The 19,438-nt window shown below is 58.4% G+C and carries 13 protein-coding genes; 10 read left to right on the top strand and 3 right to left on the bottom strand.

Translation table 11 applies throughout. From position 1 onward, the window contains the following. Both Q0J85_RS08550 and Q0J85_RS08545 read left to right on the top strand, forming a co-directional pair. Nucleotides 1-1,808: ATP-dependent RecD-like DNA helicase (locus Q0J85_RS08550; RefSeq protein ID WP_294480351.1), on the top strand; the 1,808-nt coding region annotated here is incomplete at its 5' end. Between the two features lie 143 nt (nt 1,809-1,951). Then, nucleotides 1,952-2,272: a hypothetical protein gene (locus Q0J85_RS08545; RefSeq protein WP_294480349.1), complete on the top strand. Its 321-nt coding sequence runs from the start codon at nt 1,952-1,954 to the stop codon at nt 2,270-2,272. A gap of 104 nt (nt 2,273-2,376) precedes the next feature. On the opposite strand, the gene Q0J85_RS08540 is transcribed toward Q0J85_RS08545, so the two are convergent. From Q0J85_RS08540 to Q0J85_RS08530, 3 genes are read right to left on the bottom strand one after another with little or no spacing between them, the layout of a single operon-like run. Continuing rightward, the gene (locus tag Q0J85_RS08540) at nt 2,377-3,774 is read right to left on the bottom strand and encodes a dihydrolipoamide acetyltransferase family protein (RefSeq protein WP_294480347.1); all 1,398 of its coding nucleotides are present in this window, start codon (nt 3,772-3,774) and stop codon (nt 2,377-2,379) included. Nucleotides 3,775-3,799: 25 nt separating this feature from the next. Further along, nucleotides 3,800-6,097, bottom strand: a complete 2,298-nt coding sequence (locus Q0J85_RS08535) for a dehydrogenase E1 component subunit alpha/beta (protein WP_294480345.1) — start codon at nt 6,095-6,097, stop codon at nt 3,800-3,802. A gap of 20 nt (nt 6,098-6,117) precedes the next feature. After that, on the bottom strand, nt 6,118-6,900 hold the full coding sequence (locus Q0J85_RS08530) for a DeoR/GlpR family DNA-binding transcription regulator (protein WP_294480343.1): 783 nt from the start codon (nt 6,898-6,900) through the stop codon (nt 6,118-6,120). Nucleotides 6,901-7,085: 185 nt separating this feature from the next. Here Q0J85_RS08530 and Q0J85_RS08525 point away from each other — a divergent pair, with 185 nt between their 5' ends. From Q0J85_RS08525 to Q0J85_RS08490, 8 genes are all read left to right on the top strand, one after another. Further along, nucleotides 7,086-8,165 carry a substrate-binding domain-containing protein gene (locus tag Q0J85_RS08525; RefSeq protein ID WP_294480341.1) on the top strand — a complete coding sequence of 360 codons (1,080 nt, stop codon included), beginning with the start codon at nt 7,086-7,088 and terminating at the stop codon, nt 8,163-8,165. Beyond that, nucleotides 8,162-8,836, top strand: coding sequence for a prepilin-type N-terminal cleavage/methylation domain-containing protein (locus Q0J85_RS08520; protein ID WP_294480339.1), 675 nt, complete (start codon nt 8,162-8,164; stop codon nt 8,834-8,836). Before Q0J85_RS08525 ends, Q0J85_RS08520 begins: the two co-directional genes overlap by 4 nt. A gap of 42 nt (nt 8,837-8,878) precedes the next feature. Beyond that, nucleotides 8,879-10,420: a metallophosphoesterase gene (locus Q0J85_RS08515; protein ID WP_294480337.1), complete on the top strand. Its 1,542-nt coding sequence runs from the start codon at nt 8,879-8,881 to the stop codon at nt 10,418-10,420. A gap of 10 nt (nt 10,421-10,430) precedes the next feature. Then, a complete protein-coding gene (locus tag Q0J85_RS08510) occupies nt 10,431-12,755 on the top strand; it encodes a hypothetical protein (RefSeq protein ID WP_294480335.1) in 2,325 nt (774 codons plus the stop codon). Nucleotides 12,756-12,854: 99 nt separating this feature from the next. Further along, nucleotides 12,855-14,660, top strand: a complete 1,806-nt coding sequence (locus tag Q0J85_RS08505) for a family 20 glycosylhydrolase (protein WP_294480333.1) — start codon at nt 12,855-12,857, stop codon at nt 14,658-14,660. A gap of 208 nt (nt 14,661-14,868) precedes the next feature. Beyond that, nucleotides 14,869-15,945: a LacI family DNA-binding transcriptional regulator gene (locus tag Q0J85_RS08500; protein ID WP_294480331.1), complete on the top strand. Its 1,077-nt coding sequence runs from the start codon at nt 14,869-14,871 to the stop codon at nt 15,943-15,945. A gap of 19 nt (nt 15,946-15,964) precedes the next feature. Then, nucleotides 15,965-16,711 carry a type II secretion system protein gene (locus Q0J85_RS08495; protein ID WP_294480325.1) on the top strand — a complete coding sequence of 249 codons (747 nt, stop codon included), beginning with the start codon at nt 15,965-15,967 and terminating at the stop codon, nt 16,709-16,711. Nucleotides 16,712-16,787: 76 nt separating this feature from the next. Continuing rightward, nucleotides 16,788-19,427 (top strand): glycoside hydrolase family 2 TIM barrel-domain containing protein, encoded by a 2,640-nt coding sequence (locus Q0J85_RS08490; RefSeq protein WP_294480322.1) that lies wholly within the window; start codon nt 16,788-16,790, stop codon nt 19,425-19,427. The last annotated feature ends 11 nt before the right edge of the window (nt 19,428-19,438 follow it).

Here is a 19,438-nt window from a genome sequence, read left to right as displayed (position 1 = left end):
GGGAAAAGTCGCTCAAGGAAGTGCCCGGGATCGGCCCCAAAAAAGCGGAAGCGATCGCGCGCACCTGGCGGGAATCAGCCGCGCGGAGGGACAGTTACATTTTCCTGCAGGGGCTCGGGATCTCCCCCGCATTCTGTTCGCGGCTCTTCAAACGGTACGGGGATGCGGCGCCGCAGATGGTGCGGACGAACCCCTATCGGCTGGCGGAGGAGGTCGACGGAATCGGCTTTCTGAAAGCCGACGAGATCGCCAAATCGCTCGGCATTCCCCGCAACTCCATTCCGCGCATGACTGCGGCTGCCGTCCATACGCTCAACGGCATGATTGCGAACGGCGACGTCTGCTGCCCGTTCGAGACGCTCGTAAGCGCGACGGCGGAACTGGCAGGGGAACCGCCTGAACGCGCACGCCTCGGCATCGAGGCAGCGGTCGAACGGCGTCTGCTGCGGATTCTGGATGGGCAGATCTACACGCCGCTGCTCGCCCGCGCGGAAATGGAATTGCCGGTCCTCGTGGCGCGCCTGGCGATGACACCGGATTTCGCGGGGAAAAAGCTCCGTCCCGCCGCGGGGAACCGCCTCACTCTGAACAGCGAACAGCAGCTCGCGGTCGACCGGGTCAACCAGTCGCCGCTGGGAATCATCACCGGCGGTCCGGGCGTCGGCAAAACCACGGTGCTGGGAGAGATCGTCCGCCGCGCGCAGAAAGCGAATCTGAAAATCGCGCTTGCGGCACCGACCGGACGGGCGGCGAAACGGCTTTCCGAATCGACCGGCCTCGCGGCGCAGACGCTGCACCGGCTGCTTCAGTATGATCCCACGACGAATCAGTTCAACTGCAATGCCGACGCGCCGCTGAACTGTGATCTGCTGATCGTCGATGAGGTTTCGATGCTCGATCTTCTGCTTGCGCAGGCGCTGTTCCGGGCGATTCCGCAGGGTTGTTCCGTCATTCTGGTCGGCGACCGGGATCAGCTCCCCTCGGTCGGACCGGGGACGGTGCTCGCGAGTTTCATTGAATCGGGCTGGTTTCTCGTGACGGAACTTACGCAGATCTTCCGGCAGGCGGGGGACAGCCGGATCATCGTAAACGCCCACCGCGTGAACCACGGCCGGATGCCGGAGAAGCCGCAGGTACGTGACGGTGAACTCTCGGATTTCTACTGGATCGAACAGGACGATCCGGAAAAAGCGCTCGCGATCATCGAGAAACTCGTCGTCGACCGGATTCCGGCCCGGTTCGGGTTCGATCCCGTCGACGACATCCAGATCCTCACGCCGATGAACCGCGGCTGCTGCGGAACAATCACGATCAACGAACGGATCGAAGCATTGCTGAATCCGGGCGGGGAACGGCAGTTCAAATTCGGGGATCGGGTGTTCAAAAGTGGCGACAAGGTCATGCAGATCGCGAACAACTACGACAAGGGAGTATTCAACGGCGATATGGGACGCCTCGCCCGGATCGACGTCCCCGCGAAGAAGTTCAGCGTACTCTTCGACGGACCGCACGCGGTCACCTACAACTTCGACGAGGCCGACCAGCTCACGCACGCCTATGCCGTGACCGTGCACAAGTCACAGGGGTGTGAGTTTCCGGTCGTGATTCTGCCGTTTCTGAGTCAGCACTACATGATGCTGCAGCGGAATCTGCTTTATACGGCCATGACCCGGGCGAAAAAGCTGTTGATTCTGGTCGGCAGCCGCCGGGCGGTTCAACTCGCCGTCGAGAATGCGCGACTCGAACCGCGTTCGACGCTGCTCACGCGCCGGCTTCAGGAAAAACGACGCGAACTGCAGCGGAAATGAACAGGCATCATCGCAATCGCCATTTTGCCGCAGTCCCGCTTGCTTTTTCCGGAATCGATGTTACCTTATAGAGAGAAAGTGTCACCATGTTCATCATCGGCGCCGGCCGGTTCCGGCAGCATCTGCAACAGAGGGGGTTACTTATGAAGAAACTTATGATCATCGGCGGCATCGCTGCGGCGGTTCTGGTTGCGGCGGGAATCCTGACCTCACTGCCCGCACAGGCGGACAGCAGCAGCGATTCGCAGCTCTTCAACGCGGGGCGTTATGCACTCGTCGCGGCGGAAGTCGATACTCTGACTCTGCAGCAGGGCGTCAACAACGAACAGCAGGTCATCTTGAAGATCGACACCGTCACCGGCAAAGTCTGGGTGCTCCAGATCACCACTGGCGGTCCGAACAACGCGCAGGTCAACAGCGCGGTCTGGCAGCCGGTCTCCGATATGCAGCAGCAGTTGCCGTAATCGACAAAGAGAATGCGCCGACGCCCCGACAGCGTCGGCGTTTTTTTTGCACAAAAAACCGGACGGCAGAATTACCGTCCGGGAAATGAACGCAGATCACCCGATCAGATCAGGGAGTCCCAGAGAGAAGCGTCTTCGAGTTTCGCACGGATGCAGTTCGCAAACGCCGCAGCCATCGCGCCGTCGACGATGCGATGATCGGCCGAGACCGTGATCTTCATGATGTCGCGAACAACGATCTCGCCATCCCGCACGACCGGAGTCGGAATGCAGCTCGCAACCGCGAGAATCGCGCTCTCGCCCGGATTCACGATCGCCTGGAAGCTCTCGACGTTCATCATGCCCATGTTCGAGATCGTGAACGTGCCGCCTTTCATCTCATCCGGCGTGAGCTTGCCGGCGCGCGCCTTTTCGGCGAGTTCGCCCGATTCGGCCTGGATCTCGTCGAGCCCCTTGCGGTCGGCGTTCGCGATGACCGGCACCACAAGCCCGTTGTCGACCGACACGGCCATGCCGATGTTGACTTTCGACTTCTGTGAAACCGAAACACCGTCGCAGAAAGCGTTCACGTTCGGGAATTCCTTGAGCGCAAGCGCGACCGCCTTGATGATGAAGACGTTGACGGAGAGATTGATTCCCTCGGCCTTGAGCTTCCGGCGCTTCTCCATGAGGTCGCTCATATCGACCGCGACCGTGACGTAGAAGTGCGGAATCGTCTGCTTGGCCTGGGTCAGCCGCTGGGCGATGACTTTACGCATCGTGTTGAACGGTTTCGGGCGCTCCGCGATCGCGGCTTTCACGTCGGCAACCGTGATGCGCCCACCCTCCCCCGTTCCCTCAAGTTCGGTCATCTCGAGTTTCGCCCCGGCGGCGAGATTCATTGCAACAGGCGTGATCTTCCGCTGAAAATATCCGGTCGAATCGAGATAGTTCTTCACATCCTGTTCGGTCACGCGGATGCCCGCGGCGGGGACTTTGGCAACGTCAATCAGGTAATCGGCCGCAAACTTCTTCGCCCGCGGCGAGATCGGCTTCTTCGCCGGAGCCGCTGCTTTCGGAGCAGGCGGCGGAATCACCGGAGCCGGAATCGGAGCGGCGGGCGCTGCCGGTGCTGCCGCCGGCGGAGCGGGAGCAGCCGGAACCGGTGCAGGCGCGGGAGCCGCAGGTGCCACCGGAGCAGGAGCCGCAGCCGCAGATGCAGCTGCAGGTGCAGGCGCGGGAGCGGAAGCCGCCGCGAGCATCTCGGCCGGAACCGTTTCGCCGGGTTCACCGACGATCGCGGCGGTCGTGGTCATGACCGGGACTTCGACACCGACGGGAGTTACGATCTTCAGGATCGTCCCCTCGAACTGGGATTCGACTTCAAGCACGGCCTTGTCGGTCTCAACCTCGAAGAGGACATCTCCCTTCTTGATCTTGTCGCCCTCCTTGACCCGCCACGAGGCGATGGTCACGGTCTCTTCGGACTGTCCGAGTTTCGGAACGGGAATTCTGGTCGCCATGATGTGTTCCTCCTGTTCCGTTCGATCAGTAAAGTTTCTTCACGGCCGCGAGAATGTCCGCAACCGAGGGGAGGAACGCCGCTTCAAGCGAATACGCCTGCGGGGCGATGCCGTTCTTCGCGCCGACTTTCAGCACGGGGGCGTCGAGATAGTCGAAGCAGTTCGCCACGACCTGCGAGACGATCTCACCGGTAAAGCTGCCGATGTCGACGCACTGGCTCACGACCACACAGCGGCCGGTCTTGCGGACCGAGTCGAACACCGCCTCCGAGTCGAACGGCACGAGCGTACGCGGATCGATCACCTCCGCGGAGATCCCCTCCGCCGCGAGCTGATCCGCCGCCTTGAGCGCGTCCGTGACCGCGGGGCCCCACGCGACGATCGTCACGTCCGATCCGGCCCGGACAATGTTCGCCACGCCGAACGGAACCGTATACTCCTCCTCCGGAACCACACCTTTCACATTGTAGAGCAGCTGTCCCTCGACGAAGACCACGGGGTTGTTCGTACGGATGGCGGTCTTGATCATCCCTTTCGCATCGTACGGATTCGATGGATACGCGACGTAGGTCCCCGGAATGTGCGCGAACATCGACTCGAGCGACTGCGAATGCTGCCCGCCATACCCCTTGCCGCCGCCGACGCTGCAGCGCACCACGAGCGGGACCTCCGTTGAAGCACCGGTCATGTAGTGCCATTTCGCGGCCTGGTTCGAGATCTGGTCGGAGGACATCAGCGCGAAATCCATATACATGAGTTCCGCCACGGGGCGGTAGCCGGTCATCGCCATGCCGACCGCCGCGCCGCAGATGCACGCTTCAGAGATCGGAGTGTTGAAGACGCGGTCGCGGCCGAACGCCTCAAGCATCCCTTTCGAGAGCTTGAATGCGCCACCGTACTCCGCGACGTCCTCCCCGAAGAGCACGACCCGCCGGTCGCGCGCCATCTCCTCGCAGAGCCCCTCCTTGATCGCGTCACGGTAGGTGACCATGCCGTTCGCATCGCGTTTCGCGCGCGGCAGCGGCTCGTGAAGTTTCGGGGAGGCGTAGGCTGTCGGGACGACTTCGCTGTCGGTATCGGTGTACATATATTTGATCACGTCGGCCGGATCGGGGTCGGCGGCATCCGCGGCGCGGCGTGCGGCGCGGGCGTTGCGCGCGGCGACCTTCGCCTCAAGCGCGCTCAACTCCTTCTCGTTCATAATTTTCGCTTCGAGCAGACGTGCCCGGAACGTCGCGACCGGATCGACCTCTTTCCAGCGCGCTTCCTCCTCGCGGGTGCGGTATTCGTTGCGCGGGTCCGAGAGCGAGTGGCCGTAGTAGCGGTAGGTGTCGAACTCGAGCAGGACCGGCCCCTCGCCTTTCGCGATCAGCGCTTTGGCGCGGGCGATCGCATCGCGGACGGCGAGAATATCCATGCCGTTCACGATCTCGGCGTGCATGTTGTCGTTGTCGAACCCCGCTCCGCGCCGCGCGAGATGGTCGACGCCGGTCACTTCGCCGTCGGCGCGCCCGGTCATGCCGTAGTGGTTGTTGATCAGGCAGTAGATGATCGGCAGACCGAAATCGGTCTCGGCGAGCTCGCCCCGGAACTGATCCTGGCTCGCCCAGTTCAGCGCCTCGAGCACGACGCCGTTGGAGTAGGCGCCGTCTCCCGCGAACGAACAGACGACGCGCCCTTTCATCGCGTCGTCGATGCGGCAGGTCATTGCCGCTCCGGTCGCAATCGGAATGCCGCCGCCGACGATCGCATTCGCGCCGAGATGGCCGACGCGGAAATCAGCGATGTGCATGCCGCCGCCGCGCCCCTTGCCGTACCCCTCCTCCTTGCCGAAGAGTTCGGCGATCGTGCGAAAGACGTGATCCTCCAGCACCGCCTCGCGCAGCTCTTCGCCGGAGAGATTCGCAAACTCGGGGCAGCGTTCGTGCAGTTCGGCTTCGGTCATGCACTTGATCGCATGGAATCCTTTCGCGATCGAGTCGCCGTGCCCGCGATGCGTGCTCGTGATGAGGTCCGTGATGTTCAGCATCGAACAGACGCCCGCGGCGGTCGCCTCCTGGCCGATGGAGAGGTGGGTCGGTCCACGGTAGTTGTAGTCGCTGATGACCTCGTATGCGCCGGTGCGGCACTTGTTGATCATGTCCTCGAATTCGCGGATCACGAGCATCGATTCGTAAAGTTCGGCGGCTTCGGCTTTGGAAATCTCTCCGGCTTTGTACTCCTCGGCCAGCGTCTTCGAGAATGTGTAGGCGGGAATCGGCTTGAGTCGGATGGTTGTCTTGCGGAAATCGGGGCCACGGTCGGAGAGATAATTGTTCGCCATTGTGTCTTCCTCTGGTTTGGTTATGCTATTATGAATTCGACCCTGTGTTTCTTCAGGATTTTCAGGAAATCCGGAGACGCTCCGGAATCGGTCACCAGACAGCTGAAATCGTCGAGTTTCCCCGCATCAACAAGCGACGTGCGGCCGATCTTGCCGGAATCGGCCAGCAGAATCGCCTGCTCCGCGCGGCCGAGGATCAGTTTTTTCGTGAACGCCTCGCCCGGATCGGTGGTGGAGACCCCGGACGCCGTGAGCCCGATCGTGCCGAAAAACGCCTTGCCGATGTGCAGCGCCTCCCCGATCGGAGAGGTCAGCGGCCCGACCAGCGTGCGCGAAAGCGGCCGGAATTCCCCGCCGAGCAGGATGAGTTTGTGTCCCGACTCCATGAGCTCGGCCGCGGCCATGAGCGAATTCGTCACGACCGTGAGTTCATGGCGGGAGCTGAGTTTGCGCGCGAGCGCCAGAACGGTGCTGCCGCCGTCGAGATAAATCGAATCCCCGTCTTCAATGAGCCCGAGCGCGGCCTCGGCGATGCGCTCCTTTTCGTCGGCTCGCAGCGTGGTTTTCTCGTGAAACAGCGGTTCGCGCTTCTCGCCGTCATCGACCCGTACCGCTCCACCGTGCACACGCTGCAGCGCCCCGCGCTGTTCGAGCGTGCGCAGATCGCGCCGCACGGTCGCCTCGGAGACCTGCAGCGTTGCCGCCAGTTCCGAGATCGTCCGGACACCGTTCCCGAGTGCCTCGAGGATCAAAGCCTCGCGCTCCGGAGTGAGCAGTTTTCGATTGTTCCCATGACTGATCATGTTTATATTGTATCACATTTTTTTATTTTTGCAAGTTTATGAAAGAATTTGACAAATTTTTTCATTTTCCGGTCCCAAAAGATTCTCGCACAGAAAAAAATTTCAAAAAAATCATGCACAGTTATCGTGCAAAGTGTGCATTTTCGGTATAATATGGGTGAAGGCCAACTTGGAATGTACAGATTATGAGACTGGAACCGCAAATTGAAACTCTGTATCAGACCCTGAACCGGGAACTCGACAACTTTCCGGCAGGGACAAAATTTTATTCCGTACGGAAGCTCATGGACAAGTTCAAGTGCCATCGCGGTGTGCTGGACGAGGTGCTCGAACGTCTGGAGGCGAATCAGCTGATCGACCGGATACCGCAAGTGGGCATTTTCAGCAGCGTGACCCGCCGCCCGAACGCGCGCAAAGTGCTCTTCGCCGCACCGGACTGGCCGAGCGAACTGCTTCAGGAATGGAGCCGGGAAGCCACTATCTATACAGATACACATGAAGGGTGGCAACTGAGCAAAATCATGCTGGAACCGAACCGGGAGATGATCCGTTCCATCACAGCTGACGGCTTCGATGCGGTCATCATCCAGATGCCGAGTGCGAATGTCTCCCGTGAGGAAATGCGTTTTTTCGCCGAACTGCCGATTCCCGCTGTCCTTTTGAATGTCGACACCGGCAGCTTCTCCATCAGCGACGTCCATTCGGCCGATGCGGATGGGGCAATCATCGCCTGCACCTATCTCTACCGCCGCGGCCACCGCAACATTGCGACGCTGCTGAGCGAACCCCACGCTCCGCTGCCGGCGGAAAAGCGAGTTCGAACCTTCTCCCGCGTAGCAGATCTGTTCCACATCGAGCTGACCTGCATCGACTGCATGACCGTCAGTGGAGAATATGCACCGCACCGCGCCTATCTCGGCATGAAACGGTATTTGGAGGAACAGGATGGGAAAGTCGAGTTCACTGCGGTTTACTGTGATACCGGCGAAAGTGTCCCCGGTATCATGACCGCGCTGCGCGAAGCCGGTTACGAACTGCCGCAAGACATCAGCATCATCGCGCACTCGACCGAAAAAATCGGACAGTTTTACCACCCGGCGTTGACCGCAGTATGTGCGGACATTGCAGCTGAGGTCGAGGCGGCATTCACCGGAATCGCCGCGATCCTCAACAAGCAGAAAGATTGTTTCAAGGCAGAAGTGCCAATGAAACTTATCGAACGAGACTCCGTAAGAACACTCAACCCAAAGGAGGAAACGGTATGAAAGACAAGTGTTTTACATTAATTGAACTTCTAGTTGTGATTGCGATCATTGCAATTCTTGCTGCGATGCTGCTGCCAGCGTTAAACAAGGCCAGGGAACGCGGGAAGTCGGCAAACTGCATCAGCAATCTAAAACAACATGGAATGACGTTGAGCTTGTACGCCATGGATAACAACGACATGATTCCGAACAGGAAGGAGATTGTCGATGACGCCGCAACAAGCAAAATACTCTCCTGGCCTTATCTTTTTGAACCATACACGGGTGGATTCGCCTGCTGCCTCTGCCCTTCCGACGTCGATAATCCAAGTCTAGATGGTAAGGTTAAACCTTATCCTGACACAATTGATGAGGCCTACTGGTACGATACGAGCTACCGGCTCCGTTGGGTAATGATTCGCGACGGTGCCAATCAGATGCGGGGAACCACGTTTAGCATGCTGGCAAAGCCATCCCAGCAGGTGGTTATGTACGATAGACGCGCCAGGCACGATGGGACCAACATCAATTCAACTCAGAGCGGGCAACCACCGTTTGCAGTGGTTCACTTCAATTCGGTTTTCGGAGATCTGCATGCAGCCCCTCTGGCCTACACATTTGGAGGTACCTATGATATGTGCTGGTTTCACTATGGCGACAATACCGCCGATCCACGCAAAGGTTGGGACTGAACAGGTACGCAGACTCCCATCATCAAAAAGCGAGACATTCCCATGGATCATGGAACCACGTTTCAACTTCGCTTCACCGACGACATTACGGAAATCGGTCGTCGAAGCCTGACGCCCATGCCGCCCGGAACCGGGACGATCCGGATCGTCCCGGGAAAGGGGGCTGTCGATCTGGCCGGATTGCCCTCCTATCAAAACGACGCCTGTTTCGCCATTCTTTCAACGGAATTCCATTCCAGAAAAAACTGCGACGTTCAACTGGCAGCCGCCGCAGACTGGTGGTTTGACTGTTACGTCAACGGCGAACTGGTTTACAGCACCATGGATCTCGGGAACGGCGGTGCGCCCGACGCGAAACGCCACCATTTTCCCGCCCATCTGAAGGAAGGGGAGAACCGGATCGTGTTTGTGGTTGAACGTGGAGCCGATTCCATGAAATTTTATTTCGACCTCCAACCTTTGCCGGCGAACGCAGACGCGGTGAAATGCCGCATTCCGGTGCAACTGGAACGGGAACTCCGCCCGCCGCAACCGGAGTTTCCACTGCTGTTTCCGCCGCTCATCACCCACATGACTCCCCGAACCATGCTGATTCGCGCCATCACCACCGTTCCAGTCAAGCTCGGGGCGGAAGCGTGCTTCCCGAATGGAGAGCGGTTCACGGTTTTCGGCGACGGCGGCTGCCGAACGGTTCACACGCTGAAGCTCGATCATCCGGCAAAACGTATCGAAGGAACCTTCCGGCTGTTCACCTGCAACGGCGGAAAACGTACAGATCTGGCGGAAGATTATCCGGTTCACAGTTTCGGCGAAACAGGACCGTTGCGATTTCTCGCATTCGGAGACACTCAACACAGCATGCTTTACCGGTTTGACCTGCTGAAAAAATACGCAGAACTGGCAGAACGGGCAAATGTGGATTTCGTGGTACATCTCGGCGACATCGATTCATTTTCAGACAACTATGAAAGTCGTTATCTGCGCGGTTTTCTGGAGCCATACGCCAGGCTCTTCCACGGTCGTCCTCTGATGCCGGTGTTCGGCAATCATGAACTGCGAGGGAAAGAACCCCGGCGGTGGTTCGATCAGTTCGCCATCGCCCCCGGTGAAACCTGTTACACGTTCCGGGGCAGCGAAATCTTCTTTGCTGTACTTGACGGGGGCGACGAGGATCCGAAAATAGAACAACTCATTCCACATCAGCAGCAGATATTGAAAGCCGCTTTTTCAACACCGGAATTCCAGAATGCCAAATACCGTATTGTGCTGATCCACGGAGTGAATGTAGAACCGTTTCCGACCGGTTCAAAAATGAAGGCTGTTCTTGAACCGTTCCACAACGGAGCGGATTTCGATCTCGTGATCGCGGGACATGTTCATCGTTATGCACTGTATCCCCGAGGACAATACCCGTTCCCCATCGTCACCCTGGATGGGCCGGGCGGTGTTCGCGAGAGCTCAGCACTGCTGATTCAATTCGACGGCGACAGCCTGAGCGCCTGCGCCCTCACCCCGGACGGAGAAGAATTCGACCGGTTCACCATAATGAACCGAAAACAAAAACCAATTGCAACCAATTACTAAAGGAAATCAGATGAACTTTCTCAGCAAAACGATTCTGGCGACAGCCTGCATCGCCTTCACGAACCTGTATGGCGGTACGGTCCTTCTCAACCCGACGGAAAACATGACCGAATGGTGGGTTTATAACGGGCCGGAATTTCCTGGTGCTTCCGGGAAAATCCTCACAGATCCCGATAACGGCAAGGTGACGCTTCATGCCAATTTCACCCAAAAAAGCCAGTATGTCACGGCTGTGTACAGGCCGGAACTGCCCAAAGGGATCGAAATGTTTCATTTTCTGGTCGTACCCAGCCATCGGATTGAAGTTTCATACCGGCTCGTCGATGCCAACGGACGTTCATTCCAGTCCCGGAGAACCTGGCTTGAACCGGGAAAAGAAACCCGCCTCCTCCTTGACCTGCGCGGCGAATGGCCGGAAAAATGGGGCGGCAAGCAGGAAACCGACCAGCCGAAACTTCCGCTCAAGGAACTCCATCTCATCGTGAACCGCGGGCCGGACGCAGCAGTCACATTGCGCATCAACGGAATCGAGGCGGAGGCGCCGTTTCTCAACGAGAAACCGTTCCGGGGAGACGATTTCCGCTTTACGGCGTTCGGCTGCGACGTCACCGGTGTCTGGACGAACGGAACAAATCCCAGACTCAAACTGACGGTCTCCGCTCCGGACACCTTCGACAAGGGAACTCGACTCGTGCTTCGCTTCCCCGACATGTACCGCGACAAGGTCCAACGGTTCGAAATCAAGCCGGGCGAAACCGTCACACACGAGTATACCGCCCCGCTATCGCTCGGCGGCTGCGCCTTCAACACTTATGTCATTCCGGTTGCCCTCGAACGGAACGGGCGCGTGCTGGCTCAGACGGAAACCCGACTGCGCGGCGCGGATTCCCCCGACTGGTCGCGTCGCCTCACTTCCGCTGAAGCTGACGAAAACTCCATCATCGGAACCGGCGTCCACTTCAACCAGGCCGTCAAACCGGGTGTAGGAAACGTCGGGTGGTACGATTACGAAGCCATTCTGAACATACTCTCCCAAACGGGAATCAAATACATCCGTGACGACTTCTGGCCGAGGCGTGATGACGGAACTCCCGGCGTCCCCCCCGAACAATTCGAACGACTTAAGGCTGCCAAACGATACGGCTTTAAAGTCATTGCAATTCTCCCGACCTTCGCGGACCAATCCATCGAATACTTCCTCGAAGGGATCCGTGGATTCGTCAAAGAAACACGCGATTACATCGCCATCTACGAAATCGGCAACGAACCGCATAATTTCGGGGGGTGGCGCGCTAAATATCCGGGCGGCACCTGGAATGCGAAGCAGCCTGACAACTCCACCTCACGCTGGCTGCTTGAACACGCGAAATACACACAGGCAGCAGCCAAACTGATCCGGGAGCTCGCCCCGAATGCGAAAATCATCGGCGGCGGCTGCGTGACCTCCGCAAATATCCGCTATCTGCAGGCAGGAATTCCACAAGAGCTCGACGGAGTCGTGGATCATCCGTACTCAAACATGATGCCGCCGGAACGGCTCGCGTTCGGGACTCCGTTCAACAAACGCGACGGCGTGAAAGCGGGCGGTCCGAATCTCACGCTGCCGGAAGTCGTGGACGCTTACAAGGAGCAGTTCGCAAAGATCAACCGGAGCGACCTCTCGCTCTATTTCACGGAATTCGGTTATTCGACCTATGTCTACAACGGGAAGTACGAGCGGGATGCCTACGGGTTCGCGGCTTACACGGAGCCGGCGCAGGCCGCATACATCACGCGTCGTTTCCTGCAATGCCTGACCATGCCGGAAATCAAAGCCGTTGTCCAGTACGACGCATTGAACGACTACGGTGGCAATCCCTTCGAAGGAGAGGCGAATTTCGGCCTCCTCAACGCGGATTACTCCCCGAAACCCTCCTACTTTGCGATGCAGAATCTCGCCACGCTCTTCGACGGCGCAAAATATACGCCCGCAGTCGCTCAACTCGTGAAAATCGAGGAGCAGCCGCTCCAGCGCGCCGGCAAGCGTGACATCCTCATCGACTGGGAGATGAACGGGAAAGTGCTCCTGAAAGCCGACAACTCGCTTCATGCGCATCTCTTTGAAACCGCCGGAGGACTCCGGCTCGCCATCTGGTCCGGCCAGCAGTATTCGGAGGAGTTCGCCAAACGCACAGCCGTGATCCGGATCCGCAATCACGCGGCGTCGGCAGGGAAAACAGTCGGAACCGACCTCGTCACCGGAAAATGCTTCGACGTGCCGTCCCGACCCGACGGCAGCGATCTGATCCTGAAAATCGCAGTGGGTGGAAATCCGATCACAGTGACGCTCTTCTGATTTGCGGCGTTTTTGCGGAAAAAGCACATCCGCAGGATTGCAAAAGACCGAACCGGGTTTATAGTAATCCGTCAGATGTCAACGAAAATGAGGTGCATCATGACGCTTTTTCCGCCGCCGCGCAAGGTTTCCGAACAGAACAGCAAACTCGACTACTCCCGCCGCCGATGGCTGATCCTGCCGCACGGCGCGGGGTTTGAACTCAAGGAGGCTGCTTGCCGCACGGCGGCGGAACTTTCCGGACGTTTCTTCACTCCGGTCGAAGTGACAGCCGGAATCCCCGGCAGCGGAGAGTGCCTCCTCGTCATGGCGCGCGATCCGGAACTCCCGGCCGACGGGTATCGCCTCGAAACCACTCCGGAGGGCGCACTGCTCTTCGCCTCCGCCGATGCGGGTTTCTTCTACGGGATGCAAACGTTCCGGCAACTGCTCGCAAAACCGTCACAGGTTCCGGGCCTGCTCATCGAGGATGCGCCCGATTTTCCGCGCCGCGGCTACATGCTCGATGTCTCCCGCTGCAAGGTTCCGACCATGGAGTCGCTCAAAGCGCTGGTCGACTCCATGAGCAGACTCCGGCTCAATGAACTGCAGCTCTATATGGAACACTCGTTCGCGTTTGCCGGAGATGAACGGGTGTGGTACGACACAACCCCGCTCACTCCCGCCGAAATCATGGAGCTCGACCGCTACTGCCGTGACCGCTTCATCGAACTCGTCCCGAATCTGAACAGCTTCGGTCACCTCGAACGGTGGCTCAAATTCAAGGAGTACCGCCACCTCGCCGAAAGTCGGGAACCATGGTATTACCAGGAGTGGGACTCCTGGTATCAATCCTCGCTTACGCCCGGAGAAGCTGCGCTCGCTTTCATCGACCGGCTCTACGCCGAATTTCTCCCGAACTTCACGAGCGGCACATTGAACGTCGGCTGCGATGAAACCATCGAGCTCGGTCACGGACGCAGCCGGGAACTGTGCGAAAAACGGGGCACGCATCGCGTCTATCTGGATTTTCTCGGCGAACTTGCGAAACTCGCGGCAAAATATGGACGAAAAGTCCAGTTCTGGGGAGACATCATCCTGCATGAGCCCGATCTCATCCCGGAGATTCCCGCCGGAGTCACCGCTCTCGCCTGGGGGTACGAGGCAAACCATCCGTTCCGCGAACAGTGTGCGAAATTCCATGACGCAGGAATCCCGTTCTACGTCTGCCCCGGCACTTCAAGCTGGAACTCCATCACGGGCAGAACGGCCAATATGCTTGCAAACATCTCCTCCGCCGCCCGGAACGGCCGCGATGCCGGCGCGTCCGGGTTGCTCCAGACCGACTGGGGCGACGGCGGTCATCACCAGTACTGGCCGATCTCATGGCCCGGAATCACCGCCGCGGCGGGCTGGAGCTGGAACGCCTCCGCAGAAATCGAACCGCTGATCCCTTACGGCATCGACTTCGCGTTCAACCCCGGCGGCGACGGCACGCTCGGAACGTATCTGCTCGAATACGGACGAATCTGCGACGCATTTGCGCATCCCGGGGTCAACTGCAATCTTTTCTGGGCGATTCTGAACGCTCCCGACCGCCGCAGCAATCGCGAACTTCTGGAGCAGTCAACCCCGCTGGAGATCGCTGCTGCAATGCGCAAACTCGCCGTCTGGCGTCGTCGGATCGAAACCCGTCCGCCCGCGGCGCCGCGACTCGTCCTTGACGAGCTCGACAACTCAAGCCGCCTTGCCCGCCTCGCTCTCGAATCGCTGGCCGCATGCAAGGGGAAGCGGATCGACCGGGCCGCCTGGAACGACTCCATGCGCCATGTCATCGGCCGTCATCGCGACTTGTGGCTCGCCCGCAACCGCGCCGGAGGAGTCCGGGAAAGCATGAATGTACTCGAGAATTTCATCCGGAACTGAATTCTGTCGAACGTCGCCCTCCCTGCCGCAGCCGGGAGGGCTTTCTTTTCTCCTTTTCGATGAACTTTAAAGTTCATCAATACTGATAAAGTTCAATAAAAAATCTGAAAAATGGCGAAAAGCTCTTGACATTTCTGGAAAAATTTGGTATAATTTATAGTGATGACCGATGAACAATTTGAATGAACATTTATGACGACAAGAAAAAATGGCGGAATATTCCATACGTGACATCGCCCGGATGGCGGGAGTTTCAGTCGGCACGGTGAGCCGGATTCTGAATCATGCAACGAACGTCGACGAGGGAATCCGGCAGCGCACGATGGAAGTGATCCGGCAGGTCAACTATCGCTCCGGGCGGCGCGGACGGCGGGCGGCAGCACGATCCGTGACAACCGCGCCGGATCGGACACACACGCTCGCATTGATCTCCCCCGGCATGGGGTCGGCCTGGAAAAGCAATGAGCTCTGGACCAGCTACATGGCCGGAATCGAGGCGGCATGCCAGGAACGCCGCTGCCGGCTGACCCTCTACATGGCGGATGCGAAGCAGGAGGATATCGCGCGCGAAATCTCCCGGAACAGCGACGGACTGCTCATCAAGATGGAAAATGCTCTTCCGGATTACCTGAAAGAACTCATCACCCTGCTCCCCGCAGTCGGATTCGGAGCGGCACACACGTTCGACCCGCTGCCGCAGGTGATCGTCGACAACAATGCGGGAGGAGTGATTGCGACGGAGGAGCTCCTGAGGCGCGGCCATCACCGGATCGCTTTTGTGAATCACGAAGCGTGCAACGAGATGTTCATCGCCCGTTCCAACGGCTATCTGGAAGTCATGAAGTCCACAGGCCATTACCGCCCGGAATACCTCATTGAATTCTCCCCCGGAAACCGGGATGTGAGGCAGGTTGTAGATCCGGAACGCACCCCGCCGGATATGTCCGGTGCGCTCGAGCGGCTGCTGTCGCTGCCGGAACGGCCGACCGCGGTGGTTTTCGGCAACGACTGGGCGGCGTTCGGATTCCTGACGGCGTGTCAGGCGCGCGGAGTCCGGATTCCGGATGATTTCAGCATTATCGGCATGGACGATACCGGCAGCCTCTGCAACTTTCTGAAACCGACGCTCTCGTCAGTGGCGATGCCGTTCAACCGGGTTTCGCATTTTGCGACCTGCACGTTGTGCGACCTCATCGACGGGATTGGCATCCACCAGCGGAACACCTCGTCGATCACCCGCATTCCCGGTATTTTGAAACAGCGTGATTCGATCAAAACCATATAACCTTAGAAGGAGATGGATCATGAAACGCAACTCATTCACTCTTATAGAGCTTCTCGTCGTGATCGCGATCATCGCGATTCTCGCCTCGATGCTGCTGCCCGCACTCAACCAGGCCCGGGAACGGGGACGGCAGGCAAGCTGCCTCAACAACATGAAGCAGATCGGAGTCATCGACCTCACCTACGCGCAGGACTTCAACGACTATCTGGCCCCCGGCATCTATAACAACAAAGGCTCTTCGGAGAGTTACGTCAGCGGCTTGTACCGAAACAACTATTTATCTGCGTCATCTTTTAAGATCGTTCGCTGTCCCTCAACAGTACAATTTGAGATCCGCGGAGCCAATAATCCGGGAACCGCAATCAACGGAAACTTTTATGGCCAGACGCTGCTGCCGAATTACTACGTGCATCCGAATCTGAACACAGCGGAAAACCAGAAATACGTCGACAACGGCTATATGGACGTCGTTTATCCCAAAGTGACTCGCATCCGTACTCCAAGCCAGACTTATTCCGTTTCCGAATATTATAAACTCGGCTCAGGCTGGAATGCCGACAGTGAAAAAGTTGCGGGGTGGGTCACTCAGACGGAAGCCCACGGTGTCGATGCGTTCCTGTTGCTGAACGCTGATGCGCAGGGAAATCACCGGGATCGTTATAAAACCATTCTGTACGTTGCGGGAAACGCCGAACCGTTTGCGCTTGTCCCCGAACGACGTATGGTGAATAAAAAAGAGTTCTGGGGGACATTGAAAGATCTCTAATCTTCTGACATTAAAAAAGGCAGACAACAATATGTGGAAATCTCTCTTTGCAACAGCAGCAGTATTTGGATTAACCGTGGTTTCGACCGCGGACCAGATTGGTGACCCGTCAAAATATGCGTTTAAAGCTTCTGATAACGGCAGTGACACCAAAGCATTTCAACCAATCGTCGATGCAAATGGAATCCTTTCAATCGATTTCACTGATCAGGCCAATGCGGATAATTACCTCATCATCGATCTCGGCAGTTATCCGCTCGCCGATTACCTGCCCGGCGGCTATCTGGAAGTTCGAGCGGAAGTCGACAAACCGATTCTGAAACTCGGAACTTGTATCGCCATTCCTTCACGCTTCTGGCCGACCCGGGTGACATTGACCGGAGAAGCACTCCTGAAAGGCGGAGCTCAAACTCTCCGATTCTACTTCGACGAACTGCCGGATCGGGCGAAAAACAATCCGGATTACCATCTGTATCTCTTCCTGCACGACACCGGCGGCGACTCCAAGGGCAGCGCAAAGTTCAAAATGGTGAATTCGCGGCTCGTGAAGAGCGCGCCGAACTGGGAACAGGAGAAAACGGACTGCTATCGCACGCAGTATAACTGGCGCAAATTCCCCGACCTCGGCAAATATTACCGCGGGAAATACGACCGGCTGATCCCGGCCGCCGCCGTCACGGCGTCTCCGTTCATCAAGACGATTTCGCTCAACGGCGAATTCGACAAGAGCTATGCGGGCGACCTGACCTGGAAATACGACCAGCTCCTCGACGATACCCCCGCCCGGCCCGGCACCCCGCTCGCCGATGCGAAGAAAGTGCAGATCCCGGAAAAAGCCGTCCCCGATCAGCCCGGCGGCCACTTCTGGTACAAGCGCAGCTTCAACTGCCCCAAACCCGACGGCGGCAAGGTCTATCTGCAGTTCAAAGATCTGGCGGACTCCGCCGAGATTTTCGTCAACGGCGAACGGGTCGGAACTCAAACCAACGCCCGGCGCCGCAACGACTGGATGCTCAAAAACAGTTCACGTCAGACCCAGCTCTGGGGGAAACCCGCCCGCGAAATGATGAGATTCCAGCACTTCGAGCGGTGCGGCATCGCGTTTCCATTCGACGAAAAGGCCATCCCGGACGAGGATGTGCTGCTGCTGCCGATCATGACCGGCGCCTATCCGTGGAACTACGTCTACGACATCACCGATCTTGTGAAAGAGGGGAATAATACGCTCGCCGTCCGGCTCTACAACAATCCGGTGCGCGGCTACTGGATCTTCCGGAACGGCGAAGACCGTCATCACAAGGGAATCGCCGGAATTCTCGGCGACGTAAATCTCTATGTCGAACCGGCCGCGGCGTTCGTCGCGATGAATCCGGTCGCAGCGGGGAGTGTCGCGGAGGACGGCAGCGTCGTACGCACGTTCTCCGGCAAAGTCCGCAAGGGAACGGCTTCGGTCACCGTGACCGGCCACGGACTCCGCGCCGACGGGAAACCGGCCGCAGACGGGAGCTTCTCGATTCCCGTGACGCTCCCGGCGAATTTCGACCGCTACAACTTCACAATCAGCGCCCGCGACAGCGAGGGAAAGATTTTCGACGAGCAGAACGTCGAATTCAACGGGTCGGTCATCGAATTCCGCAACGACAAGCTCTTCGTCAACGGTGATCCTTTCCAGATCCGCGGAATCAACGGCGACCCCGGGATCGAGTGGGACAACGCCCGCACCCAGACCCGTCGCCGCTGGCTGAACCGGCTGACTTTCTTCAAGAATCTCGGCTTCAACGCCCTGCGCATGGAGGGAGTCAAGGCCGAGCAGCTTCAGGATGCGCTCGACGCCGGATTCATGGTCATGCCGGTCTATGCCGCCGGATCGTGCAACACCACCGAAGTGGCGCTCGGCAACCTCGACAATCCCGACCTCGCTTTCGCCACCGACCCGCACGAGGAGATGGCCCGGCAGCTGAACGGGTATCCGAATGTCCTCTTCTGGAACTCCGGCAACGAGAATCACGCGACCGCCGGATACAACGACAAAGTGCTGATGGACCGCTATCTGACTGCCGCGCGCGAACGGATCCGCAACGCCGATCCCGACAAGCGGCCCGTCACTTATGCGAATCTCGACACCTTCGGGAACTTCTGGTTCTTCACCGCCGGGCAGGATGTCCTCGGCTACAACAGCTACCAGTTCATCCCGGAATTCAAAACCCTCGCAGCCGGCATCTACGACCGGACGAAAATGCCGATCGTCTTCTGCGAATGGGGCTTCACCGAAAACGAACGCAACGGCACCCGCTACCGCAACGAGAACGTGGAGAAGTGGGAGAATGAAATGCGCGAAAAACTCGCTCTCATGCGGCAGTGTCCGGGCGTCATCGGCGGTTTCCTCTACCCGCACCACGGCGAACTCAACGACGTGCGCGGCCGGGAATTTCTGCAGGAGATCATGGCCTCGTTCAAACTCGCCCGCGAGAGCAACACCATCAAGTTCGAGAATCAGGATGTCGCGCCGCTGCGCAAGGTGAGCATCCACCTCGTCTCGCCTGACGACGTCATCAGCTCGGAATGGGCGGATGAACTCAAACCGGGACGCTCGATGCGGCTGCTCTTCCCCGGAGATGCGCAGAAAAACAGCCGCGATCTCCGCCTCGAAATCGAATTCGAGACTCATCGCGGATTGAAACATCGTTACACCAAAATGGTCGATCGGATCAAATAAACGAAAGGGAA

The sequence above is a fragment of the uncultured Victivallis sp. genome (genome assembly GCA_944389935.1).
Classification (GTDB): domain Bacteria; phylum Verrucomicrobiota; class Lentisphaeria; order Victivallales; family Victivallaceae; genus Victivallis.
This window is presented reverse-complemented; position numbering and strand designations above follow the sequence as displayed.